Source organism: Streptomyces sp. CAI-85, from assembly GCF_013363615.1.
GTDB classification, from domain to species: Bacteria; Actinomycetota; Actinomycetes; order Streptomycetales; family Streptomycetaceae; genus Streptomyces; species Streptomyces antibioticus_B.
In genome coordinates this window covers 1-24,766 of record NZ_JAANNX010000021.1, presented here as the reverse complement: position 1 = coordinate 24,766, position 24,766 = coordinate 1, and the positions used below count along the sequence as shown (strand labels likewise).

Below are 24,766 nucleotides of genomic sequence, written 5' to 3'. Positions count from 1 at the left end.
ATCAGCCGATTCCTGGGACGAGGGAGAGAAGCATGTCGATGACCTTGATGCCGACGAAGGGCGCGACCAGGCCGCCGAGGCCGTAGACGGCGAGGTTGCGGCGGAGCATCCGGTCCGCGCTCACCGGCCGGTACCGCACGCCCTTCAGGGCCAGGGGCACCAGCGCGACGATGATCAGCGCGTTGAAGATCACGGCCGACAGGATCGCGGAGTCCGGCGAGGACAGGCCCATGATGTTGAGCCGGTCAAGGCCCGGGTAGACCGCCGCGAACAGCGCCGGGATGATCGCGAAGTACTTCGCGACGTCGTTGGCGATGGAGAACGTGGTCAACGCACCCCGGGTGATGAGGAGTTGCTTGCCGATCTCGACGATCTCGATGAGCTTGGTCGGATCGGAGTCGAGGTCGACCATGTTGCCGGCCTCCTTGGCGGCCGACGTACCGCTGTTCATCGCCACGCCGACGTCCGCCTGGGCCAGCGCGGGGGCGTCGTTGGTGCCGTCGCCGGTCATCGCGACCAGTTTGCCGCCGGCCTGTTCCCGCTTGATGAGCGCCATCTTGTCCTCGGGCGTGGCCTCGGCGAGGAAGTCGTCGACGCCCGCCTCCTCGGCGATCGCCTTGGCGGTCAGCGGGTTGTCGCCCGTGATCATGACCGTCTTGATGCCCATGCGGCGCAGTTCCCGGAACCGCTCGCGCATACCGTCCTTGACGACGTCCTTGAGGTGGATGACGCCCAACACGCGGGCGCCGTCGGCGTCTTCGACGGCCACGAGGAGCGGGGTGCCGCCCTCGGCGGCGATGCGGTCGGTCAACTCCCGCGCGTCCTGGGCGGATTCGGGGCCCTGTGCAGGCCGGGCAGCTTCTCGTTGCCGTTCGGCCACCCATGCGATCACCGAACTCGCCGCGCCCTTACGGACCTTGCGGCCGTCGACGTCCACTCCCGACATCCGGGTCCGGGCGCTGAACTCGATCCACTCGGCGCCCACCAGCTCGCCCTGGTGCCGTTCGCGCAGTCCGTACCGCTCCTTCGCCAGGACGACGACGGAACGGCCCTCGGGTGTCTCGTCGGCCAGCGACGAGAGCTGGGCCGCGTCGGCGACCTCGGCCTCCGTCGTACCGGGCACCGGCAGGAACGCGGCGGCCTGGCGGTTGCCGAGCGTGATGGTGCCGGTCTTGTCGAGCAGCAGCGTGGAGACGTCACCGGCGGCCTCGACCGCCCGGCCCGAGGTGGCCAGCACGTTGCGCTGGACCAGGCGGTCCATGCCCGCGATGCCGATGGCGGAGAGCAGGGCGCCGATGGTGGTGGGGATCAGACAGACCAGCAGGGCGACCAGCACGACGACACTCAGCTCGGAGCCGGCGTAGTCGGCGAACGGCGGCAGGGTCGCCACCGCCAGCAGGAACGCGATCGTCAGCGAGGCCAGCAGGATGCTCAGCGCGATCTCGTTGGGTGTCTTCTGCCGGGCCGCGCCCTCGACCAGGCTGATCATCCGGTCGATGAAGGTCTCACCGGGCCTGGTCGTGATCTTGACGACGATCCGGTCGGACAGGACCTTCGTGCCGCCGGTGACGGCCGAGCGGTCGCCGCCGGACTCGCGGATGACGGGCGCCGACTCACCGGTGATGGCGGACTCGTCGACCGAGGCGACGCCCTCGACGACATCGCCGTCACCGGGGATGACGTCTCCGGCCTCGCAGACGACCAGGTCGCCGATCCGCAGCTCGGTGCCGGGGATCACGGCCCCGTCGGTCTTGCGCGCCACGGTGCCGGTCTTGGCCCGGCGCAGGGTCTCGGCCTGTGCCTTGCCGCGGCCCTCGGCGACGGCCTCCGCGAGGTTGGCGAAGAGCACGGTGAGCCAGAGCCAGGCGCTGACGGTCCAGCCGAACCAGTCGCCGGGGTCCTTGAGGGAGAAGACCGTCGTCAGGACGGAGCCCACGAGGACCACGAACATCACGGGAGTCTTGATCATCACCCGCGGGTCGAGCTTGCGGAACGCGTCCGGCAGCGACTTCACCAACTGCCTGGCGTCGAAGAGGCCGGCGCCGACACGGCCGCTGTCGTGGGGCGTACGGCGGTCTGCCGAGGCGTCCTGGTCGGGCGCGAGGGCGGAGGCGGGTGTGGACATGGAGTCCTCTGACTTCTCATGGGTTTCGGTGCGGGTGGTCGTCACGCCAGCCCCTCGGCGAGCGGGCCCAGTGCGAGGGCGGGGAAGTAGGTGAGACCGGTGATGATGAGGATCGCGCCCACCAGCAGCCCGGTGAACAGCGGTTTCTCGGTGCGCAGGGTGCCCGCGGTGGCCGGGACGGGCGTCTGCCGGGCCAGCGAGCCGGCGAGCGCCAGCACGAACACGATCGGCACGAACCGGCCGAACAGCATGGCCAGGCCCAGGGTGCTGTTGAACCACTGGGTGTCGGCGTTCAGACCGGCGAAGGCCGAGCCGTTGTTGTTCGCGGCGGACGTGTAGGCGTAGAGGATCTCCGAGAACCCGTGCGCCCCGCTGTTGGTCATGGAGTGCGCCGGGGTCGGCAGGGCCATCGCGAAGGCCGTGAGAACCAGCGCGAGCGCCGGGGTGACCAGGATGTAGAGGGCGGCCAGTTTGATCTCGCGGGTGCCGATCTTCTTGCCCAGGTACTCGGGGGTGCGGCCGACCATCAGACCGGCGATGAACACCGCGATGACGGCCATGATCAGCATGCCGTAGAGGCCGGAGCCCACGCCGCCGGGCGCGATCTCGCCCAGCATCATGCCGAGCAGGGTGATGCCGCCGCCGAGGCCGGTGAAGGAGGAGTGGAAGGAGTCGACCGCGCCGGTGGAGGTGAGCGTGGTCGACACGGCGAAGATCGACGAGCCGCCGATGCCGAACCTGACCTCCTTGCCCTCCATCGCCCCGCCGGCCAGGTCGAAGGCCGGGCCGTGGTGGGAGAACTCGGTCCACATCATCAGCGCGACGAAGCCGAGCCAGATGGTGCCCATCGCGGCGAGGATCGCGTAGCCCTGCCGCACCGAGCCGACCATCACGCCGAAGGCGCGGGGCAGCGAGAACGGCACGACGAGGATCAGGAAGATCTCGAAGAGGTTGGAGAACGGGGTGGGGTTCTCGAAGGGGTGCGCGGAGTTGGCGTTGAAGTAGCCGCCGCCGTTGGTGCCCAGCTCCTTGATGGCCTCCTGGGAGGCGACCGCCCCGCCGTTCCACTGCTGCGAGCCGCCCATGAACTGGCCGACCTCGTGGATGCCGGAGAAGTTCTGGATCACCCCGCAGGCGACGAGTACGACCGCGGCGACGAACGCCAGCGGCAGCAGGACGCGTACGACACCGCGCACCAGGTCGGACCAGAAGTTGCCCAGCTCACCGGAGCGGGACCGCGCGAAACCGCGCACCAGCGCCACGGCGACGGCCATGCCGACGGCCGCGGAGACGAAGTTCTGCACGGCGAGCCCGGCGGTCTGCACGACGTGGCCCATGGCCTGCTCGCCGTAGTACGACTGCCAGTTGGTGTTGGTCACGAACGACACGGCCGTGTTGAACGCCTGGTCCGGATCGATCGCGTCGAAGCCGAGCGAGCCGGGCAGGACACCCTGGAGCCGCTGGAGGCCGTAGAGGAAGAGCACGCCGACGGCGGAGAAGGCGAGGACTCCGCGCAGATACGCGGTCCAGGTCATCTCGGTGTCGGGGTCGGCACCGATGCCCTTGTAGATCCACTTCTCGATCCGCAGATGGCGCCGGGAGGAGTAGACCCTGGCCAGGTGGTTGCCGAGGGGGATGTGGACGAGCGCCAGCGCGCCCGTCAGCGCGACGAGCTGGAGCACGCCGGCGGTTATGGGGCCCATGGCGTCTCTCAGAACCTCTCCGGGAAGATCAGGGCGAGGACGAGATAGCCCAGCAGGGCGACGGCCACGACCAGGCCGACGACGTTCTCGGCGGTCACAGCTTCGTCACCCCCTTGGCGATGAGGGCCACCAGCGCGAAACCCGCGAGCGCGGTGACGACGAAGGCCAGATCGGCCATCGCGAACTCCTGGAGGCAGGGGCGGTTGGAACGGACGAGTAGATGAAAACTCGGCCGTGGCCGGTCCGGGACGCCCGTTGACGGCACTCATACGGGGGTGCGGGGGATCTTGACGGAACCCATACGCCGACTGTTCGTGCCTGTGACCAGGGGAACTCGTGCCGGAACGGCGTCAGGCCCGGACCGGTGCCGCTCGCGGGCGGTGCGGGTCCGGGCCTGGGCGCCCTGCTACCAGTTGAAGGTGAGCTTCGGCTTGGCGTTGCGGGCCAGGGTGTGGGCGAAGTCGGGCCACCACGCGCCGGCCGGCGGGTCCTCGACGCCGCCGTACTCGGGGTCACCGGGACCGGGGGTGCCGCGGTGGCAGGTGCCGTCGGACTCGCCGATGATCTTCACGTAGAGGTAGGCGTCCGCCAGGGGCTGCCCGGTGTCGGCGGTGGGGCGGGGTCCGACGCCGCGTCCCGGGGCGTTGCACCAGTGCTCGGGGTCGGTGTACTTGCCCGGCGGTGAGGTCCAGGCGCCGAGGCCGTTGCGGCTGGTGTCCAGGACGTAGTGGGTGAGTTCACCGGCGGGCGGTGTGCCGACGTTCTCGTCGTACCAGGCGTCGGTCCAGCGCCAGGTGGAGGTGTCCTCGAAGGAGACCGCGTTGCCGGGTTGGCCGTCGTTGGGGGCGGCGGACGAGTAGTACTGGTTGGCGCATTCGGCCGTGCGGTCCGCGGTGGAGCCGGAGTCGTCCGCCGTGGCGTGGCGGACGCACTTGGAGACCCAGGTGCCGTAGCGGTTCAACTGGTCGGTGGGCTGGTAGTTGGAGACGTTGAGGGCGAAGCCCTGGGCCTGGTCGAGTCCGGCGTCCAGCAGCCGCTGGGCGATGGTTCCGACCGGCTGCCAGTTGCTGCTGCCGGCGTCGATGTACACCGAGGTCGCGGGCCGCTGGGCGAGGGTCTCGACCGCCGACCTGACGCTCGCGATCCGCTCCGTGGTCTGTGTACCGGTCGGGTCGGCGTTCGCGCCGCAGTCCTTGGGGAGCAGGGCGAGTCCGTCCGGCTCCACGACGGTGAGGGCCTTGCCGTTGCCGATGCCCTGGGCGACGCCCTGCACCCATGCGTCGTAGGCGGCGGCGTCGGCCGCGCCTCCGCTGGAGTAGAAGCTGCAATCGCGGCCGGGCACGTTGTAGAGGACCAGGACGGGGACCGCGTGGGCGGCCTTCGCGGCCTTCATGATGCCCTGGACGCGGCGCCGGACCTCGTCGGGGGTGCCTTCGGTCAGCCAGAACGACTCGGGCCAGGAGGCGAGCTTCGCCATGTTCAGCGCGTCGGCCAGCCGGCCTTCGCGCAGATCGGTGACGGCCTGCTTGGCGGCCTTGCTGGCCGGGTCGACGTAGAAGCGGGTGTCGTGGGAGAGCGCGCGGCGGTCGGTGGTGCGGTCCGTGGCGGAGGGTGCCGCCATCGCCTGACCGGTGAGGCCGAGGGCGGTGACGGCTGCGCACGCGATGGTGGCCAGGTGGCGTATCGGGAGGGGGCGGCTCATGGGCGGGGGCTCTCCTTGACAAGGGGGTGACGAGGACGAGGCGTTGCTGCCTGCCGGGGAGGGTGGTGTGGTTCACCTGGCCCCGGCTGGTGTACGCGGGTCCGACCGGCAGGGGCGGCACACGGGCCCGTCGGCTCAGACCGCTCTGACGTGGGGTGGCGCGGGGTAGCGAGGGGCAAGCACTTTTGGGAGCGCTTCCAGCGGTGTCCTGATGATGGTGCTGGCGATGTCTGATGTCAAGCATGTAACGACTGCCGTCGAGAGGGGAGTTGACGGGGGTGTGATGGCGCGGCGGTAGTCCCGACACTCGTTCACATTGTGAAGTTCCAAGGGACGGAAGACTGAAGCGATTTCCCGTGGATCACACCTCGAGCCACGGGGGTGCTCCGCCTTCTTCAATCTTTGAACTCTTTGCTGACGCTTCCAAGAGCCGCCGTCATCTTCCCGAAGTGGGGGTTCACCTACTGGCCGGGCTCCGCATGGTGGGCGGGCCGCGGTGGGCGAAACGGGCTAGATCAGCTTGGAAGCACTTCCAGTTCGACGCGACGGGTCAGTCCCACCAGAACCACCAGTCCCCGCGCGTCATCAGGTCCTCGTGATACGTGGACCAGTCCAGGTCGGGATCCATGAAGAAGACGTCCGGACAGGCCAGGTAATGCTCCGCGGCGAGGACTTGGGCCTGCTGGACGTCCGCCGGCCGACCGGCGACGGAGACATACAGGCTGCCGTGCCCGAAGCCCACGACACGCAGACCGAACCGGTCCTCCCAGGAGCGCAGCGCCGCCGACAGCTCCTGCGCAGTCATGTGGTTCAACATCCCCTTCCAGCCCACGGCGGCGGGCGCATCAGCGCCCCGCGAGACCTGAACGAGGGCGAGGCACCTGGCTCGGCCGTCGCGGGCGACAGCGGACGCCACCTCACCCGCGCACGCGTCCACGTCGGCTGACGTCACGGCAGGCCGCGCGAGACCTGGCCACTCCGGGAACGGCGGCCATGAGTCGTCGGTCCACCGGCTCCGGAGGTACGAGGCGGCGTCGGCCTCAGCGCCGTAGCCGCCGCCCGCCGGCTCGAACGAGTCGTCCGGGTACTCCAGCAGGATGGGGTACAGGCCGCTCTCCGGCAGTGCTGCCCAACCGACTCCGTCGGGGCGTTTGTGCCGGTCAGGGCCACGTCGGGGACGCTTGTACATTGCATAAGTCACCTAGGGCTGCTATCTATTTGCTTCACGCATCAACCACAGGATCTTCACATTGTGAAGAACTTCCTTGCCGGTTCGGGCGTTCATGGCGCGGTCGCATCAGCAGACCCGCGATGTGTCCGGGTGGTCGGGGAGTTCGCGTGACTCCACCTGTAGGTCCGTCGGGCCTACTAGTCATCAGGGAAGCAAATGAGCACCTGTCCGTCCTGCGCTGAACCCATAGCCGCAGGTCATGCGTTCTGCGGCAGATGCGGGGCACCGGTCGTGCCCGCGCAGCCCGCGGCGGCGCCGATGACACCGCCGATGCCGCCTGCACCGCCCACCTCTCCCGTGCCGTCCGCGCCGCCCGGGATGTGGAACGCCCCGGCGCCGGGCCGTCTGTCCGTCTTGTTCACCCGTGTCCGGCCGGACGCACAGTCCGCCAAGTCCGCCGCCGTCAGCGCCCTTTCGGCTCTGGGGAGCCAGCTCGTCCTGCTGTTCGTCGTCCTCGTCGTCACCGCCCAGTTCCTCCCCGAGGAGCACACCGGCACGGTGGGCGACTGGCTGACCACCACGGTGTGGCTGGCCGGGCTGGCCCTTCGAGGCACGCTCGGTCTGACGATCGAGGGGGCCGGAGACCCCGAATCGGGCAGCGGGTTCGGTGACGTGACGTCCGGATCCGTCGCCGGTCAGGCGGAGTTCGGCGTCACCCTTCAGATGCTGCTGTTCACATGCACCGCCCTGTTCGCCGTGTGGTGGTTCGTCCGGCGCGGCGAGCGGCGCGCGGTGGCGGAGACCTGGGCGCGTGTCGCGGGCCGGTCCGCCACCGGTGCTCTCGTCTACGCCGTCGCCATGAGCGTGCTGGTGGCGGCCACCCACTCCTCCGCCGTCTTCGGCATGCGGACCGAGGAACTCGGGCCGGTGTCGGTCGACTTGGGCGTCAGCCTGTGGCCGCTGCTTCCGTACACCGTCCTCTTCGTCTTCCTCGCCGACTTCGCCGCCCGTGCCGCCGTCCGCCGCGGCGCCGTGAGCGGGCTGCCGGGTGCGTTCGCCGGACGGCTGCACGGCTGGCGGTCCCCGTTCATCGCCGCCAGCACGGTGAGCGCGGTGCTGCTCGGCCTCGCCGCCCTGACGGCGCTGGGCTTCGCCGTCTTCGGCGACACCGGCGATCTGAACACCGGTGCCGCACTCGGACTTTCGCTGCTCACCCTCGTCAACTCGGCCGTCTGGCTGGCCGGTGTGGCCATGGGCGTCACCGCCGGCAGTTCCCTGAAGGGCGGCGCGAGCGTCGAGTCCTTCCTCGGCAACGACGACACCAGCCAGTTGGAGGACGCCAAGGCGGGCCTCTTCACCGGCAACATGCCCGGGGCCGCCTATCTGCTGCTGCTCCTCGTCGCCTTCGTGGTGATCGTCGCCGCGATCCGTCACGCGCTGGCCCACGACCCCCGGGAGCGCATGCTGAGCACCCTGTGGAGGTTCGCGGCCGCCATGGCCGTGCTGTGGGTGCCGCTCGCCGTCGTGTCCGGTCTGCACGCCTCGATCGACGGAGGCGTCGACATCGGGGTGGGCCCCTTCGGCGCCAGCGGCACGGCGCACGGTTCCGTGTCCTTCGGCCTGAGCGTCTTCGGAGCGCTGTTCGTGGCGCTGCTGTGGGGTGGACTGCTGCTGGTCGCGGCCCAGTTCCTCACCCGGCCGCTGCTGAGCGCCTTCCCCGCCGCCGGTGCGTGGATCCTGCGCCTGCCCGGCCTGCCCGTACACCCGCAGTGGGCCGCGCTGCTCGCCGACGCCGCGCAGCGCAAGGGCCGCACGGTGCCGTCCCGGCCGGCGAGCGCGCCGGCCGAGCCGCTCGCCTGCCCGCCGCTGGCCACCGACGCGAAGTGGGCACGGCTCACCGGCATCGGCCTGATCGCCGTCGTCCTGCTCGGCGGTGGCGGTACGGCCGCCTGGTCGATCGTGGATTCGCAGGTCTACGGCCCGAAGGCCGCCGCCGAGGACTACCTGCGGGCCGTCGCGGACGGACGGGCCGACGACGCCCTCGCGCTGCTCGACGACCCGGACTCCGGACCGCTGCTGACGCAGGCCGCGCTGAACGCCCAGCGCAAGGCCGCCCCGCTGACCGACGTGAGCGTCGACGACGTGGACGAGTCCGGGACGCTGGCCACCGCCACCGTCACCTACTCGGTGGACGGGGAGGAGTACGAGACGTCCCTGCTCCTGATCGCCGACGACGAGGACAAGCACCTCGGCCTGTGGCGGAACTGGAAGGTGTCGGACGGCTTGGCGCGCGTGGAAGTGACGGCGTCCTCGCTGCTCGACAAGGCCAAGGTGAACGGTGTCCCGGTCCCCTTGCACGACGGCACCGCCGAACTCGCCGTCTTTCCGGGCACGGTGACCGTCGAGGGTGTGAACTCCGGCTCTGTAGCTGCCAGCGGCGGCGGCTCGGTCACGGTGGAACCCGGCGACAGCGCGACCCCCGACGCCCTTGAGGCGGCACTCACCGACCAGGGCGAACAGGCCGTGCAGGAAGCCGTGTTCACCGAGCTGACCCGGTGCGCGGAGCGGAGCACGACCCTCGAACCCGAGGACTGCCCGTTGACCCCGGACACCTACTACTCCTCGCTCGACGAGACCGAGGACGTCGTCTGGACCCAGCAGTCGGAGCCGGTCCTCGACACCGAACTGGCCGAAGACGGAACCGTCATGGTCACCGGCACCCTCGACTTCGCGGTGAGCTGGGTCAGCGTCGACACCTGGGACGACACCAAGGAGAAGCAGCAGGACACCTGCACGCAGTCCTTCTCGGCGACGGTCGACCTCTCGGGATCCGCACCCACCGTGACCTTCGACTCCGGCTACTACGACTGGTAGTCGCGCCGGGGTAACCCGGCATCTGGGCGGGGACGACGGGCGCGGCCGGGACGGCGGGTACCACGGGTGCCGGGCCGAAGCCTGCTGCCTGCGTCGGAGTCGGCGCGGTCACGTCACGCAGGCGGTCCCCAAGGAGCTGCGCGTGGGCGCCGGCGCGCGCTTCGGCGCCTATCTGCTCAACCTCCTGCTGGCGGTCGTCACCCTGGGCATCGGCTGGTTTGCCTGGGCCATGGTCACCTGGTCCACCGACTCGGCGAACCCGGGCCAGAAGCTCCTGGGCCTGAGCATCGTGAAGAAGGACACCGGCGCCCGGCTGACCTGGGGCGAGATGTTCGTCCGCAATTTCCTGCTGGGCGGCATGGTGCTGGGCTTCCTCAGCACGATCACCCTGTCCATCGTGGCCTGGATCAACCTGTTCAAGATCTTCGGCAGCGAGAAGCAGAACCTGGTGGACTCGATGGCCGGCTCGGTCGTCGTCAAGCGCAGCGCCTGAGCGTTTTCTCCCCCTCTCGTCCGACCGTCCAGGACGCACCGGTTCGCCGGTACGTCCTGGACGCATGTCATTCCGAGACCCCGTTGCACTGGAAGCGCTACCAAACCTAGCCGAAAACGCGCCAGGAATGTCAAGGGGCGGCCCCCATCAGGATCTTCTCCGCCTGCCCACATCCCCACGAAAACCCGCAGCTCAGCGCCGCATACCATCCCGCAATCGGGAACCTCGATGCCGCGCTCCACTCAACTTCTCCCGCCCCACCGACCCTTGACAGCCCCCAGTTCACGACCCATCTTCTTGGGAGCGCTCCCAAGAGTGCCCCGCACGTGGACTCCGCCGGTTCGGTCGGCCCCGTGCATCCGGTCGATCCTTGTCACCGACGGAGAGCCCCATGAGTACGAAACACGGCCCCATCCAGCCCGACCCCGGCCTTCCCGACTTCCCCGGTCTCCCCGCCGACTTCCTCTGGGGTGCGGCGACGTCCGCCTACCAGATCGAAGGGGCGGCGGCGGTGGACGGGCGCACCCCGTCGATCTGGGACACGTTCTGCCGCACGCCCGGTGCCGTCGAGAACGGCGACCACGGTGACGTGGCCTGCGATCACTACCACCGCCTGCCCGAGGACCTCGACCTGCTGAGCGGCCTCGGGCTGGACGCCTACCGCTTCTCCCTGTCCTGGCCGCGCATCCAGCCCGGTGGGCGGGGCCCCGCGAACGCCAAGGGTCTGGACTTCTACGATCGTCTGGTCGACGGGCTCCTCGAACGCGGCATCGCTCCCTGGGCGACGCTCTACCACTGGGATCTGCCGCAGGAGTTGGAGGACGCGGGCGGCTGGCCGCACCGGGACACCGCGTACCGTCTGGCGGACTTCGCCGAGATCGCCGTCGGCCGTCTCGGGGACCGCGTGCACCACTGGATCACGCTCAACGAGCCCTTCTGCTCGGCCATGCTCGGCTACCACGTCGGCTGCCACGCCCCGGGCCGCAAGGACTTCCCCGCCGCCGTGCGGGCCGTGCATCATCTGCTGCTCGGGCACGGTCTGGCCACGCAGCGGATCCGCGCGACGGTCGAGCGGCCGGCGGAGGTCGGGATCACGTTCAATCCGGCCCAGGTGTACGCCGCCGGCGACTCCCCCGAGCACCTCGACGCCGCGCGGCAGGCGGACGGGATGGGCCGGCGCCTGTATCTCGACCCGGTCCTGCTCGGCCGCTACCCCAAGGACGTGAGCGAGGATCTCGAACGCCGCGGCGCTCCCCTGCCGGTGCGGGACGGGGATCTCGAAGTCATCGCGCAGCCGCTGGACTTCCTCGGCATCAACTACTACTTCAGCGACACGGTCGCGCCGGGCGGTGACGACGGGGAGCCCCGGCGGGTGCCCCAGCCCGAGCTGCCGCTGACCGCCATGCCGTGGGAGATCTACCCGCAGGGCATGACCGACCTGCTCATCGGCATCGACCGGGACTATCCGACGCCGCCCCTCTATGTGACGGAGAACGGCGCCGCCTTCGACGACAGCGCCTTCGGCACCGACGAGGACGGCCAGATCCAGGACTCGCCGCGCACCGCCTACCTCGCCGATCACCTGGCCGCGGTGGCCCGGGCCCGCCTGGAGGGCGTCGACGTCCGGGGCTACTTCGCCTGGTCCCTGCTGGACAACTTCGAGTGGGCGTTCGGCTACGACAAGCGTTTCGGTGTCGTCCACGTCGACTTCGAGACCCAGCGGCGCACGCTGAAGCAGAGCGCCGTGTGGCTGCGCGAGGCCGCCCGCAGCAGCCGTACCCGCTGACACACCCCTGCCCCCGACGGCTTCGTGCCGTCACCTTCCGGCGCCGTACGGCCCACACGTCGCCCCCTCGCTTCATGTCTTGAAGCAAGGGAGCCCGCCGTCGTCGGAAGTACGGGTTTCTCGACTCCCCACGGAGTCTCTCCTGTTTCGAGTCTTGACGGGACACCCCGAGGAGCGGCAGGCTCCACCCGTCGACTGGGAGCGCTTCCAAAGCGTTCCATCACGAAGTCCTAGGAGGCTTCCCCATGCACATCGCACGAGCCGCGAGAAGCACCTTGATCCGGCTGGGCGCCGTCGCGCTGGCCTCGACCCTGCTGGCCGCCTGCGGCTCCGGTTCGACCGGCGGCCAGCAGAGCGACGGCAAAGTCACCCTGAGCATCGACCTGTTCGGGACGTTCGGCTTCGAGGAGGCCGGCCTCTACAAGGAGTACGAGAAGCTCCACCCGAACATCACCATCAAGCAGACCGACACCGAGCAGGAGCAGAACTACTGGAAGTCGCTCCAGACGCGCCTCGCGGGCGGCGGCGGTCTCGCCGACATCCAGGGCGTGGAGATCGGCCGCATCACGTCCGTCGCGCAGTTGCAGAGCGACAAGTTCGAGGACCTCAACCAGTTCGGCGCCGGCAAGCTCAAGAAGAACTTCACCGCCGCCAAGTGGGGCGCGGCCACCACCAAGGACGGCGCGGTGATCGGCCTGGGCACCGACAACGGTCCCGGGGCCATGTGTTACCGCACCGACCTCCTCAAGAAGGCCGGTCTGCCGACCGACCGCGAGGTGCTCGCCAAGCAGTGGTCCACCTGGCAGGGGTACCTCGAACTCGGCGAGCAGTACAAGAAGAGCGCGCCCGGCAAGAGCGCCTGGATCGACAGCGTGCGCAGCATCTACACGAACGTCGCCGGACAGTCCGAGGAGCGCTACTACGACACCTCCGGCAAGCTGATCTGGGAGACCAGCCCCACCGTCAAGGAAGCCTGGGACCTCTCCGTCGAGGCCGCCGAGGCCGGGCTGAGCGGCTCGCTGGACCAGTGGTCGCCCTCCTGGAACCAGGCGTTCGCCGCGGGTTCGTTCGCCACGTTGCCGTGCCCCGCCTGGATGCTCGGCTACATCAAGGGCCAGGCCGGCAAGGCGGGCGAGGGCAAGTGGGACGTCGCCAAGATGCCCGGACGGGCCGGCAACTGGGGCGGCTCCTACCTCGCCATCCCGAAGATGAGCCAGCACAAGAAGGAGGCGTATGACCTGGTCCAGTGGCTGACCGCCCCGGAGCAGCAGGCCAAGCTCTTCCAGCGGATCGGCAACTTCCCCTCCAGCGTCCCGGCGATCGAGAAGGTGGCGGACACCAAGGACCCGTACTTCTCGGGCGCCCCGATCGGTGAGATCTTCGGCAGTGCCGCCGAGCAGGCGCCGGTGCAGATCCTCGGCGTGAACGACCAGGACGTGCAGGAGCAGATCGCGAAGGCGCTGTTCGAGGTGGAGCGCAAGGGCACGAGCTCGAGCACCGCGTGGAACAACGTGAAGAAGGGTGTCAAGAACGCCCTCGGCTGATCCTTTCCGCCGCAGGACCGGAAGCGCTTCCAATCCCGTCGCATCCCATATTGGAAGCGCTTCCGGTCCCTCCCTTCACCTCGCTCCCGCACCTGCCGTCTCCGATGCCCGAAGGGCCGTCGCATGACTCTCACCGCTCCCGCGCCCAGCGCCCCACCCCGGAGCGCGCCCCGGCCGGCTCCGGCCCGCCGGTTCCTGCGCGCCGTGTCGCCGTACAGCTATCTCGCACCGTTCTTCACCCTGTTCGCGGCGTTCGGCCTCTTTCCGCTGATCTACACCGCGTACATCTCCTTCTACCGCGTCGAACTCCAGACGTCCGGCGACAAGGCATGGCGCGGCTGGGACAACTACGTCGCCATCTTCGAGGACCCCTTCTTCTGGACGGCCCTGCGCAACACCTTCACCCTGGGCGCGCTGTCGACCATTCCTCAGCTCATGCTCGCGCTCGGGCTGGCGCATCTGCTCAACTACCGGCTGCGCGGGCGCACGTTCTTCCGCACCGTGATGCTGCTGCCGTACGCCACCTCGGTGGCCGCCGCGACGCTCGTCTTCGCCCAGTTGTTCGGCCATGACTTCGGCTTGGTGAACTACGCGCTGTCGCTGTTCGGGATCAGCCCGGTCGACTGGCAGACCGGCACCTGGACGTCGCAGACCGCCGTCTCCTGCATCGTCATCTGGCGCTGGACCGGCTACAACGCCCTCATCTTCCTGGCCGGCATGCAGTCCATTCCCGGTGACCTCTACGAGGCCGCCGAGGTGGACGGGGCCTCGCGGTGGCGCCAGTTCTTCCATGTGACGCTTCCCGGGCTGCGCCCGACCATCGTGTTCGCCGTCATCATGTCCACCATCGGCGCGACCCAACTCTTCGGTGAGCCCCTGCTGTTCGAGGGCTCGGCGTCCGGTGGCATCAGCCACCAGTACCAGACCCTCGGCCTCTACATGTACGAGCAGGGCTGGTCGTTCTTCCACCTCGGGCGGGCCGCGGCGATCGCCTGGGTGATGTTCCTGCTCATCCTGCTGCTCGTCGGGCTCAACACCCTGCTCGCGCGCCGCCGTACGGCCAAGGAGACAGCCCGGTGACCACCACCACCCTGACAGACACCCAGCGGACGCCCGCGGCCGGGAAGTCCGCCGCGAGTCCGGCCCCCGTACGACGCCGTCGGCGCTCCGGGCGCACCATGCACGCGGGCCGTCTGACGTACGCGTTCCTGATCCTCGCGACCCTCGTGTCGATGTTCCCGCTCTACTACACGCTGGTCGCGGCCAGCCGTTCCAACGCGGACATCGCCCGGGTGCCCCCTGTGCTGTGGCCCGGACCGAACCTGCTGCACAACTTCCAACAGGCCCTGCACCAGGCCGACATCGGCAAGGCCCTGCTCAACTCCCTGATCGTGTCGACCTCGATCACCGTCGGTACGGTGCTGTGCTCGACGCTGGCGGGGTTCGCGTTCGCCAAGCTGCGCTTCCGCGGCCGTAACGCCTTGCTGTCCTTCACCGTCGCCACCATGATGATCCCGCCGCAGCTCGGCGTCATCCCGCTCTTCATGATCATCGCCAAGCTCCAGTGGGCCAATCAGCTCCAGGCGGTCATCCTGCCGAGCCTGGTGTCCGCGTTCGGTGTGTTCTTCATGCGGCAGTACATCGCGCAGTCGCTGCCCGACGAACTGATCGAGGCCGCCCGTGTCGACGGCGCCTCCACCTCACGCATCTTCTGGACCATCGTCGTCCCCATCGCCCGTCCGGCGATGGCCGTGCTCGGGCTGCTCACCTTCATGACCGCGTGGAACGACTTCTTCTGGCCCATCATCGCCCTGTCGTCCCAAGAGCCCACGGTGCAGGTGGCGTTGCGCCAGCTCGGCGGTGGTTACGTCCACGACCAGTCCGTCATCATGGCTGGCACCCTGCTCGGAACCCTGCCGGTGCTGGTCGTGTTCGGTCTGCTCGGGCGGCAGATCGTCGGGGGGATCATGCACGGGGCCGTCAAGGGCTGAGGGGGAGAGCCGACGGCAGGACCGTCCGGGCCGTGCGGGTTGTGGGGGCCGTGCGGGTTGTCGGGACCGTCCGGACCCGTGCCGGTTGTCGGGACCGTCCGGGCTGTCGGGGCCCGTCCTCGTGTCCGTCGCTCGCGTCAGGCAGTGCAGAAATGCTCCCCCGCTGTGGTCGTACCGATGCGACCGACGCTGCCTGGCGCGTGCCGCGGACACGAGGGCGTGCCCGCCCCGGATGCGGTTTCGCGGGGGGCGGGCGCGCTCCTGGTGAGTGTCCGGGGGGGGCGCCCCGGGCGGACTCCTGGCATGTGTCGCACGCGCCCCGGGCGTGTGCCGGGCGCGCCCCGGGCATGTGTCGGGGGCGCGCTGCTGGCATGCGTATGCGTTGGGGCGCGCTGCTGGCACACGCTCCTGGCGTGCGCCGGGCGCGTTTCCGGTCTGCGCCGGGCGCGTTCCCCGCGTGCCCCGGGCGCATTCTCCGCCCGGGGCCGCCGCATTCCCCGCGTGGGCCCGGCGCATTCCCGCGTGGGCCCACCGCATTCCCCGCCCGGGCCCGGTGCCTTCCCCACGTGGGCCGGGCGCACTCCCGCCTAGGCGGGGCGCGCCCTTGGCGTGTTCCCGGCCCGCTCGGTCAACTGCTCGCGCGCACCACCAGGTGCGTGGGGAGCAGGAGCGGGCTGGGGTCCTGGCCGCCGATCAGCCCGACCAGCATGCGCGCCATCTCCCGCCCCAGATTCCTTATCGGCTGGTGGACGGTGGTCAGCGCGGGCTCGGCGATCTGCGCGACGGCGAGATCGTCGAACCCGACGACCGACACCTCGCCGGGCACCGAACGGCCCGCCTGCCGCAGCGCGCGCAGGGCGCCCGCCGCCATGTTGTCGTTCGCCGCGAAGACGCCGTCCAGGTCCGGATGGGCCTGGAGCAGCCTGGTCATCGCGGCGGCGCCGCCCGCCTCCTCGAAGTCCCCCGTCTCGGGCTCCCGCGGCGTCACACCCGCCAGCAGCAGCGCCTCCCGGTATCCACGGTGCCGCGCCTGGCCGACCTGGGTGTCCAGCGGCCCGCTGATGGTGACGATGTTCTTGCGCCCCCGCGCCAGCAGATGATCCGTGGCCACGCGCGCGCCGGCGACGTTGTCGATGTCGACGTACCAGCGCGGGTCCTTGCCGACCGGTCTGCCGCCGAACACCACGGGGGTCGCCGTCTGCTCCGCCAGGGCCGCCAGCGGGTCGTCCTCGTGGAGGGCCATCATCATCACGCCGTCGACGCCGCCGGAGCGCAGCAGGTGCTCGACACGGGACCGTCCGCGCTCGGACGCGGCCAGGCACAGCATCAGGTTGAGGTCGGCCTCCTCCAGGACGGCGGACACGCCGACGATGACCTGCCCGAAGAAGGGGTCGGCCAGTACGGCGGGGTCGTGCTGGGAGATGACGAGCGCGGCCACGCCGGCCTGGCTGGTCGCCAGCGCGCGGGCCTTGGAGTTCGCGACGAAGCCGAGATCACGCACCGCGCGCTCGACGGCCTCGCGCTTGGCGCGGCTGACGTGCGGAGCGTCGTTGAGGACCCGGGAGGCGACCGAACGGGACACACCGGCCCGCTCGGCCACCTGGTCGAGCGTCAGCCGGCGAGGCGGTGGCACATTACTCATGAGACCGGGGGCCCTCCTGGTTCGCAACAGTACTGGAAGCCCTTCCATTCTGGACCGGCGGGGGTGCGTCGGGCTAGCGGGTTCGTGGGGGATCTGGTTGCGGAGCTGCGCACTCGGGGCGGGGAGGCGGTCCGCGTAAGATCACCGCCAGGGGGTGGTGGCATGACCATGAGGACCCATCGGTGGTGCGTGGCGATCGCGGCGGCGCTGCTGTTGGCAGGCTGTGGTGATAGCGATGACGGTGGGAATGACAAGGCGGTGGCGCTTTCGAAGGAACAGGTACGGGAGACGTTGCCGGACGGCGAGGCCATGCCCGGGTGGAAGGAGTCCGCTCGGCCCACGGCGGTCCAGATGGACAAGCTCTACCGTTCGCAGGCCTGCCCCATCAAGGGCAACGCGGGCTGTGAGAACTCCCGCTTCTTCGGCGCCTCGACCTTCCGGCACGACGACAACGCCGCCACCGTCACCTTCCTGGTCATCGCCTACGACAGCGAACAAGCTGCCCACGCGGCGTATGACGTGCTCTGGGACGGCTACTACGGCAAGAGGGCAGGGCAGAAGGCCAAGGCGTTCGAGATCGGCTCGATCGGTGACGAGCGTGACGCTCGATTCGGCACCTCCGGCTTCATCGGCGAGCCCGGCGCCGTGACCCAGACCCGGGTCGGAACGGTGCTGCTGTGGACCGAGACAGCGGCTACGGACAAGGGCGGCATCGACGAGGGGGCGGTTCGGGACCTGGCGGCGGTGCTCGCCGAGCGGGCCCGGCAGGCGCAGAACGGGGACACGCCCTCGGCCGGGCTGGACGGCTGAGCGGAACCGGCCGCGTCCCAGGGAGCCTTGATCGCTGCCGGGCGTGCTGATTGGGTGGCCGGCATGACTGACCTCGGACCCGTGGCCTGGCCAACTGCTCCCCTCCGGACCGAGAGGCTCGTGCTCCGTGAGTCCGAGGCCCGGGACCGTACGGCGTTCATGGAGCTGCTGACGTCGACGGAGGTGCACGCCTACCTCGGCGGCGCCCATTCGCGGGACGAGCTTGAGCGCGAGATGCCCGCGGTGCCCGGGCGGCAGCCGGTGAGCCTCGTGGTCGATCTCGACGGGGAGATGATCGGCCAGGTCCTCCTCAGGAGAGTCACGGAACACCGTCGCCCGGCCGCTGTGGGAAAGGTCGATCTCGGCTACCTGTTCCTGCCGCGGGTCTGGGGATTCGGGTACGCCCGTGAGGCGTGCGCGGCGGCTCTGGACTGGTTCGCCGGCGTCCATCCCGATGAGCCGGTCGTACTCACCACCCAGACCGCCAACGCCCGCTCGATGCGTCTGGCGGCGAAGTTGGGGTTCGCCGAGGTGGAGCGGTTCCGTGCCTGGGGCGCCGAGCAGTGGCTCGGTCTGCGATCGCCGGGCACGCCCTGGGGGTAGCTGGGCCTGGACGGGGCAAGGATGGACATCCCTGCCCCGCCTGTCGCATGATCACCGCATGACGACACAGCGAAAGGCCAGTGCCGCGTAGACGGCCCGGCGCCCTGCGCGCCCGACGCTTCAGTCCTCCGTCCGACGACCTGCTCCCCTGGCCGGCCCGGATCGACCGCCTCGACCCACGAACCGTGTCCGCCGTTCACCGGGCGGAGTGCCTGCACGCGGACTCCTTGCCCCTCCCCGACCCGGACCCGAGCGCCCGGCACCGGCGACAAACCCCGTACACCGACCGGCTCGTGACGCCGGGGATCACCAGGGCCGCCGTCGCCGCGCTACGCCGTTTCCTCGCCACCTCGGGCCGGTACCTCTACATGCGCCGCGACTACTGCACCTGCACGCGCTGCGACCTCGAACACAACCCTGCTGCGGCCCGTGACGTCCTGGAGGGGATGCTCCCGCTGCTCCCCCGTTACGCCCGCCGCGACTTGAAGTCCCTCCTGACCGAACTCGACGGGAAGTTGCTGCACAGGACATTGCCGGACGTGTTCGCCCACCGCGAGCCCTGCCGCAGGGGCGCCTGGTGGCACGAGCGCCTGTACGACACGGACGACCTGCTGTGAGCCTCCAGCACGGGAACGGAAACCCGCTCATCTCAGGAGATGTGTTAGGAACGGGCAATGACCCTGAAGATCGAACGCACTGATTCCCGTACTTGGCACGACGCTCATCTCAAGGAGCTGTACAGCGAAGGCTTCCCGGAGTTCATCACCGCTGACCGACTGGTGAAGGAATACATCGGGAGGGTCCGAGAGTGGTTCGCCGATCTGAACCTCACGTTGGTGGATGAGCGTGATGTACCGGTCGCCGCAGGCTGGGGTGTGCCCATTCGCTGGGACGGGCTCCCCGAGTCGCTCCCCACGGGCTATACCCAGGCGCTCGTCCGTGCCGTCGAGGGCCGCGAGCGAGAAGTCGAGCCCGATACCCTGGTGATCTGCGGAGCGATCGTCACGCCTGCGTTGAAGGGACAGGGGCTGGCCGGGGAAACCCTCAAAGCGCTCCGTCAGACGGCGGAACGAGCCGGTTGGGACCGGGTCATCGCCCCGGTTCGCCCGACGATGAAGGCCCGGTATCCGTTGACGCCGGTCGAGACATTCATGCGGTGGAGCCGTGAGGACGGGATGGCCCTCGACCCTTGGATTCGAACCCACCAGCGTCTTGGCGCCAAGATCCTTTCGGCGGCGCCGGCTTCGCAGACGATGACGGGCACGGTCGCCGAGTGGGAACGCTGGACCGGATTAGCCTTCCCCGAGTCGGGCGACTACGTGATCCCCGATGGGCTCAGCCTCCTGCGGATCAACCGCTCGGCCGATGAGGGCGTGTATCAGGAGCCCAACGTCTGGATGCAGCACGCCTGAACCGCGCCCCTCTCTCCCCGCCTACTCGTACCGGTACTTCAGCGAGTCCGCCTCCGCCTGCTCGATGTCGGCGATCGTCAGTTCCGGCATGCGGAGTTGGGCCAGCGTCACCTCGGCCGAGGTCGGCTGGGCGTCCGTCGGCAACCACTGTTCCGGCTTCCACGCCGCGCTGCGCAGAAGCGACTTGGGGCAGTGCGGGTAGACCTCCTCGATCCCCAGCACCAGCGCACTGGCCGGCGGCTTGCCCACGGCGGTGAGCTGCGACAGCAGGTCCGGGCGGGTGGAGACGCAGGCCCGGCCGTTCACCCTGAGCGTCGTGGTACGCCCGGGGATGACGAACAGCAGTCCGGCCCTGCCGGTGGCGACGACGTTCTGCAAGGTGTCCAGACGCTTGTTGCCGGTCGCGTCCGGAATCGCCACCGTCCGTGAGTCCAGGACGGCGACGAACCCGGCGGGGCCACCACGCGGGGAGACGTCACAGTTGCCGTCGGCGTCCGCGCTGGCGACGAAGACCAGCGAGGAGCAGCCGATCAACCGCCGCGTCTGCTCCGTGAGTTCGGTCATCTGCTTGCGCATGGCCGTGGCCTTGGGCAGTTCGTAGACCTGCCGCAGCGCCTCCTGGTCGGGCACCGCGTCGAGACGGAGCGAGTCGAAGGCACTACCGGCAAGGGGTGTCGTCATGCCCTCGACAGTAATGGGCCGACGTGTGATTGATCATCGTGGGTGTGCCCAGTGCCCAAGCCGGATGCGGGACCCGGACCGCCGTGGCTCGGCCGGACCTGCCGGCCGAGCCACCTTTGCGCGCCGTCAGCGTACGTCGATGTAATCGGCCGTGCTCGTGGTCGCGCCCGTTGTGGCGTTGCCGTTGTACACCCAGCGGTAGTGGCCGTCGGCCGAGGCGGTGACCGTGGTCTTCAGGCTGCCCGTGCTGCTGGTGGTGGCCTTTTTGATCGTCTTGTAGGTGTCGGTGCCCTTCGCGCGGAACTGGAGGCCGACCGTACGGCCGCTATAGGTGCCGTACTTCTTCGTGCTCCAGTTCGCCCGGGTGAGCTTGCCCGTGACGGTGATCGGCTTGCCCTTGGTGACCGGTTCCGGGGAGGCGTTGGTGGTGACCTTGGCCGCGCGGCGGAACGGGACGGTCGTGGAGCGCGTCTCCCGTTCCTCGGTCTTCAGGCCGCCGTCGGCCTTGAACAGCCGTAGCGTGACGCCGACCTTCCAGGTCGTGGCGTCGCTGTTGGAGTCGACGTGATCCTGGGTCCGGTCCGGGTCGATGTAGAGGTTGCCCTCACAGCGAGCGTGCTTGGCGTCGGTCTCGTAGCACGTGTAACCGCCCGGCCCGATGTAGTTCTCACCGGTCTTGGCCGCCGTGCTGATGCTGCCGCGGTAGAGGAACGGCTCCGCGTCGTAGCGGAAGGGGTTGGCGGTGCTGTACCCGGCGGGCAGGGCGATGTTGAAGCGGATCGGCGGCTCCACGACCTTCGACGTGCCGACGACGATCGGCTTGCCGTTGTTGATGACGATGCCCGACACGGTGATACCGGTGTCCGCCGCCTGAGCCGCCGGCGCGTTCAGCACCGAGAGGCCCAGCGCGCCCACGAACGTGGCCACCGTGGCGGTTCGTCTGCCTGTCTTCATTCACACCTCTTCAGGAGGTTGCCGTTGCGAGAGGCGGCAGCCTATCTGACGAGTTCATGCCCTCCGACCCCGGACCTCCCAGGTCAGAGCCGTCTCCCTGCGAGGGATCTTGAGGCCGCGAGCGCCCCGTGGCAGGCTCATGCCGCATGATCGACGACTTCGCGAAGGACACCCTGCACGGGAGACTGCGGCGGGACCGCCAGGCGCTGCTCTGGAAGCTCGACGGCCTGTCCGAGTACGACGCCCGCCGGCCCCTCACAGCGACCGGGACCAACCTTCTCGGCCTGGTCAAGCACGTGGCCAGCGTCGAGGCCAGGTACTTCGGCGAGGTCTTCGACCGCCCCTCCCCGGAGCCGCTGCCCCGGTGGCAGGACCACGACGGCGGCGATCTGTGGGCGGCCGAGGACGAGACCCGCGACCAGATCGTCGGGTTCTACCGGCGTACGTGGGACCACGCGGACGCGACGATCGGCGAGCTTCCCCTCGACGCCCCCGGCCATGTGCCGTGGTGGCCGGAACCCTCTCCCAACACGAACCTGTTCGCCGTCCTGGTCCATGTCCTCGGCGAGACCAACCGGCATGCCGGGCACGCCGACATCCTCCGTGAGGGCATCGACGGCCGGACCGGGATGCGCCCCGAACACGAGCAGCGCATCGACGAGGAAGCCCGCGCGGCCTACCGCGCCAAGATCGAGCGGGCCGCCCGGTCGGCCGTGGCGATCCATACCTGAGCCGCCGCCTCGTCCCCGGCCTGCCTGACGGGCCCTGGCCGGTGCCGCATGTGATCACACCGGAGAGACGTGATCGGAACCCCGCCTGACCAGGAAGAAATCCTGTGGCAGCGATGTCATGGGTACCGCCTATGCTGCGTCGGACGATCAAGCAGGATCAGATCAAGCAGGATCATGGGGAGGGGCCCGGCATGTGGGGGAAGCTGTTCGGCGGGGACGAGGAGAGACCGGCGGATCCGTACGCCCTGCCGGTGTCGCGCAAGGACAAGCGCAACGGGGTGTACAAGCTGCGGGCCCTCGGCGACACCCGGGTCCTGGCGATGGTGGAGGCGGCGCGAGCCGGTCACTGGGAGGAGCTCAAGACGGCTTCCGCGCCCTTCGATCTCGGCCGTGACCATCAGGTGCTGGGGGAGCTGGCCGAGATCGCCGGGGTGGAGTACTGGATCGGCGGGGCCGCCGAGGCGGACGAGGAGCACCGGGCCACGGCCCTGCTGATATCCGGCGCGCGCCACATCGTCTGGGGCTGGGAGGCGCGTACCTCCGCACGTGCCTCGGAGGTCTCGCAGGAGCAGTGGCGCACCTTCCACCAGCGGCTGCACATCGCCGAGGAACACCTGCTCGAAGCGGCCGAGCTGCGTCCCGAGTGGGTCGCGCCGTGGCGTCGTCTGCTCACCTCCGGCCGCGGTATGTCGCTGGGTACGGCGGTGAACGAGGCGCGTCTCGACGCCGCCCTGCGCCGTGAACCGCTGGACCTGGAGACACACATCGAGTGGGTGTCGCAGCTCCAGCCTCGGTGGCACGGCGAGCCGGGTGCGGCGCTGGAGTTCGCGCGCAAGGCGTTCGCCCAGGCGCCCGACGGACATCGCCTCGGCTGTGTGATCCCCATGGCCCGAGTCGGCGGAAGCGAGAACCGCCGCGCTGACCGACGCGCACGCGTCCATGGTCCGTATGCAGGAGGCGGCGACCGGCCTCACCCCGAGGTTCGAGGGGCGGCTGCTGCGGCTGCGCGCGACCGCGCTCGGTCTGCGTCTCCAGGTTTCCAGGGACAAGGAGTTCGCCGCTCCGGCGCTCGCCGAGGCGGACCTGCTGCTCGCGCACGCCACCGAGCACGACATCGCCGGGCAGATGTCCCGCGCCATGATGCTGCGGGCCGGCAACCACGCCCTCGCCGGTGAACTGCCCACCGCCGTCGCGGAGATGGACGCCCTCCTCGACCGGCTCAGAGCGCAGGGACCTGCCTGGCACATCCCGAGCGCACTCGGCCTGCGCGGCAGGCTCCACCTGGGCCTTCGCGACGCGGAGTCCGCCCGTGCCGACCTGGCCGAGGGGACACGCCTGGCCGCCGAATGGCCCGTCGGCGCGATCGGCACCGTGCGTCTGCACGCCGACCTGGCCGAAGCCAGCATGCGCCTGGGCCGCGCGCAGGAGGCGCTGCGGCATCTGACCCGCTCCGCGGAGCTGGAGCTGCGGTACGGCAGCCGCACGGACGCCTACTGCACGTACAGCAACGCAGCTCAGCTCACCCTCGACCTCGGCCGCGTCGAGGACTGCATCGCCCTGCTCGACTCCCTGCTGTCCGAACCCGACGTCAGCAGCGGCGAGTTGGACGGCCGGCTCACCGCACAGCTCCGTCTGACGCGCGCCCGCGCCCTCCATGCGGGCGACGATCTCAAGGCCGCCACGGCGGAGTTCATCGCCCTCGCCGCCGAATCGGCCGGCTGGGACGACGACCCCGGCAGCCACGCCATGATCGCGGCGGAGACGGCCGTACTGCTCGGCGAGTCGGGTGAGTTCGGCCGGGCCCGCGAGGTCGTGGACCAGGCACTGGCCGCGCATGCCCGGGACGCGCGCTACGAGTCGCTCAGCAGCGCGTTGCGCGAGCTGGCCCGGCTCCAGGCGCGGGCACAGGGCCCCGACGGCCTCGCCGACGCCCTCACCTTCCTCACCGACGCGGGCCGGATCGCGGACGAGGCGCGCGCCGCCGCGTACGAGGCCCACGGCCGCCCCCTGGACGCGGCCCTCGCCTACGAGTACGGCCGGGTCAACGCGTACGCCGGTGAGCACGAGGACGCCCTGACGGCCCTGGACAAGGCCCTCGACCTGCTCGGCGAGCCCGGCCCGGAAGGCGATGACCAGGCCGTCGAGTGGGCGGAGTGCGTCCGGCTCGCCGCCGCCGTGGAGGGCTTCCACCTGGAACGGCCGGGGCCCGCCCTGGCCCGCCTCGACGCGGCGATCGGCCTCCTGTCCGCGCTGGGCCACAAGGAGGAGTCGGAAACGCTGGCCGCGGTGGCGGCGGAACTGCGCGACGAGTAGGAGCGACCGCGGGCCAGGGTGACGGCGCTCACTTTGACCCGCGGTTCGAGGCGGTTGACCGGTGAAGCACCCCACATGACCCACATCACCTACGATGTGGCTTAGTGGGGCATAACGGACGCCATGGGCATGCCATAACCGCCCCTGACCTGCACATTGAGAGCCAGCTCACACGGACACCCGCACCAGCGAATACGACCACAACTAGCAAAAGGGGTCATTGCGGACGCC

General features: G+C 69.8%; 22 protein-coding genes. 12 read left to right on the top strand and 10 right to left on the bottom strand.

What is annotated here, in order from left to right:
- Position 1: 1 nt before the first annotated feature.
- The 7 genes from kdpB to G6W55_RS22315 form a co-directional block, all read right to left on the bottom strand.
- Positions 2-2,125 (bottom strand): potassium-transporting ATPase subunit KdpB, encoded by a 2,124-nt coding sequence (gene kdpB, locus G6W55_RS22345; protein ID WP_175522607.1) that lies wholly within the window; start codon positions 2,123-2,125, stop codon positions 2-4.
- 41 nt (positions 2,126-2,166) lie between these two features.
- Positions 2,167-3,828, bottom strand: coding sequence for a potassium-transporting ATPase subunit KdpA (kdpA, locus tag G6W55_RS22340; RefSeq protein WP_030797308.1), 1,662 nt, complete (start codon positions 3,826-3,828; stop codon positions 2,167-2,169).
- 8 nt (positions 3,829-3,836) lie between these two features.
- Positions 3,837-3,926 (bottom strand): K(+)-transporting ATPase subunit F, encoded by a 90-nt coding sequence (gene kdpF / locus G6W55_RS22335; protein WP_009326374.1) that lies wholly within the window; start codon positions 3,924-3,926, stop codon positions 3,837-3,839.
- On the bottom strand, positions 3,923-4,093 hold the full coding sequence (locus G6W55_RS22330) for a hypothetical protein (RefSeq protein WP_175522592.1): 171 nt from the start codon (positions 4,091-4,093) through the stop codon (positions 3,923-3,925). The genes kdpF and G6W55_RS22330 overlap by 4 nt, the downstream gene beginning before the upstream one ends.
- 141 nt (positions 4,094-4,234) lie before the next feature.
- Positions 4,235-5,530 (bottom strand): glycoside hydrolase family 6 protein, encoded by a 1,296-nt coding sequence (locus G6W55_RS22325; protein WP_175522606.1) that lies wholly within the window; start codon positions 5,528-5,530, stop codon positions 4,235-4,237.
- Between the two features lie 550 nt (positions 5,531-6,080).
- The gene (locus G6W55_RS39300) at positions 6,081-6,719 is read right to left on the bottom strand and encodes a DUF4253 domain-containing protein (RefSeq protein WP_175522605.1); all 639 of its coding nucleotides are present in this window, start codon (positions 6,717-6,719) and stop codon (positions 6,081-6,083) included.
- A gap of 239 nt (positions 6,720-6,958) precedes the next feature.
- Positions 6,959-7,123 carry a hypothetical protein gene (locus tag G6W55_RS22315; RefSeq protein ID WP_175522604.1) on the bottom strand — a complete coding sequence of 55 codons (165 nt, stop codon included), beginning with the start codon at positions 7,121-7,123 and terminating at the stop codon, positions 6,959-6,961.
- On the opposite strand from G6W55_RS22315, the gene G6W55_RS22310 reads away from it, so the two are divergent.
- The 6 genes from G6W55_RS22310 to G6W55_RS22285 all read left to right on the top strand — a co-directional run bounded on the left by G6W55_RS22310 (position 7,116) and on the right by G6W55_RS22285 (position 15,389).
- Positions 7,116-9,575 (top strand): hypothetical protein, encoded by a 2,460-nt coding sequence (locus tag G6W55_RS22310; protein WP_175522603.1) that lies wholly within the window; start codon positions 7,116-7,118, stop codon positions 9,573-9,575. The two genes, G6W55_RS22315 and G6W55_RS22310, sit on opposite strands and share 8 nt — an antisense overlap.
- A 142-nt stretch (positions 9,576-9,717) precedes the next feature.
- Complete coding sequence (locus G6W55_RS22305; protein ID WP_175522602.1) at positions 9,718-10,068, top strand: RDD family protein; 351 nt, start codon at positions 9,718-9,720, stop codon at positions 10,066-10,068.
- 391 nt (positions 10,069-10,459) lie between these two features.
- Positions 10,460-11,854, top strand: coding sequence for a GH1 family beta-glucosidase (locus G6W55_RS22300; protein ID WP_175522601.1), 1,395 nt, complete (start codon positions 10,460-10,462; stop codon positions 11,852-11,854).
- A 245-nt stretch (positions 11,855-12,099) separates the two neighbouring features.
- Complete coding sequence (locus tag G6W55_RS22295) at positions 12,100-13,398, top strand: ABC transporter substrate-binding protein (RefSeq protein WP_030797321.1); 1,299 nt, start codon at positions 12,100-12,102, stop codon at positions 13,396-13,398.
- Positions 13,399-13,521: 123 nt separating this feature from the next.
- A complete protein-coding gene (locus G6W55_RS22290; RefSeq protein WP_175522600.1) occupies positions 13,522-14,478 on the top strand; it encodes a carbohydrate ABC transporter permease in 957 nt (318 codons plus the stop codon).
- Between the two features lie 98 nt (positions 14,479-14,576).
- Positions 14,577-15,389, top strand: coding sequence for a carbohydrate ABC transporter permease (locus tag G6W55_RS22285; protein WP_175522664.1), 813 nt, complete (start codon positions 14,577-14,579; stop codon positions 15,387-15,389).
- Between the two features lie 628 nt (positions 15,390-16,017).
- On the opposite strand, the gene G6W55_RS22280 is transcribed toward G6W55_RS22285, so the two are convergent.
- Positions 16,018-17,031 (bottom strand): LacI family DNA-binding transcriptional regulator, encoded by a 1,014-nt coding sequence (locus tag G6W55_RS22280; RefSeq protein ID WP_030797326.1) that lies wholly within the window; start codon positions 17,029-17,031, stop codon positions 16,018-16,020.
- Between the two features lie 162 nt (positions 17,032-17,193).
- Between G6W55_RS22280 and G6W55_RS22275 the strand changes: the two genes are divergently transcribed.
- From G6W55_RS22275 to G6W55_RS22260, 4 genes are all read left to right on the top strand, one after another.
- A complete protein-coding gene (locus G6W55_RS22275) occupies positions 17,194-17,841 on the top strand; it encodes a hypothetical protein (protein ID WP_175522599.1) in 648 nt (215 codons plus the stop codon).
- 63 nt (positions 17,842-17,904) lie between these two features.
- Entirely contained in the window at positions 17,905-18,444 is a 540-nt protein-coding gene (locus G6W55_RS22270; RefSeq protein ID WP_175522598.1) for a GNAT family N-acetyltransferase, read from the top strand.
- A 185-nt stretch (positions 18,445-18,629) separates the two neighbouring features.
- Complete coding sequence (locus tag G6W55_RS22265) at positions 18,630-19,061, top strand: hypothetical protein (protein ID WP_175522597.1); 432 nt, start codon at positions 18,630-18,632, stop codon at positions 19,059-19,061.
- Positions 19,062-19,118: 57 nt separating this feature from the next.
- Positions 19,119-19,856: a hypothetical protein gene (locus G6W55_RS22260; protein WP_175522596.1), complete on the top strand. Its 738-nt coding sequence runs from the start codon at positions 19,119-19,121 to the stop codon at positions 19,854-19,856.
- 21 nt (positions 19,857-19,877) lie between these two features.
- Here G6W55_RS22260 and G6W55_RS22255 read toward each other — a convergent pair whose 3' ends face one another.
- Together G6W55_RS22255 and G6W55_RS22250 are read right to left on the bottom strand one after the other, a co-directional pair.
- Positions 19,878-20,537 carry an MSMEG_1061 family FMN-dependent PPOX-type flavoprotein gene (locus G6W55_RS22255; RefSeq protein ID WP_175522595.1) on the bottom strand — a complete coding sequence of 220 codons (660 nt, stop codon included), beginning with the start codon at positions 20,535-20,537 and terminating at the stop codon, positions 19,878-19,880.
- A 126-nt stretch (positions 20,538-20,663) separates the two neighbouring features.
- Positions 20,664-21,491 carry a hypothetical protein gene (locus tag G6W55_RS22250; protein ID WP_175522594.1) on the bottom strand — a complete coding sequence of 276 codons (828 nt, stop codon included), beginning with the start codon at positions 21,489-21,491 and terminating at the stop codon, positions 20,664-20,666.
- A gap of 146 nt (positions 21,492-21,637) precedes the next feature.
- Between G6W55_RS22250 and G6W55_RS22245 the strand changes: the two genes are divergently transcribed.
- Entirely contained in the window at positions 21,638-22,222 is a 585-nt protein-coding gene (locus G6W55_RS22245) for a DinB family protein (protein WP_175522593.1), read from the top strand.
- 191 nt (positions 22,223-22,413) lie between these two features.
- Entirely contained in the window at positions 22,414-23,397 is a 984-nt protein-coding gene (locus tag G6W55_RS22240) for a hypothetical protein (protein ID WP_254876379.1), read from the top strand.
- Positions 23,398-24,766: the final 1,369 nt, after the last annotated feature.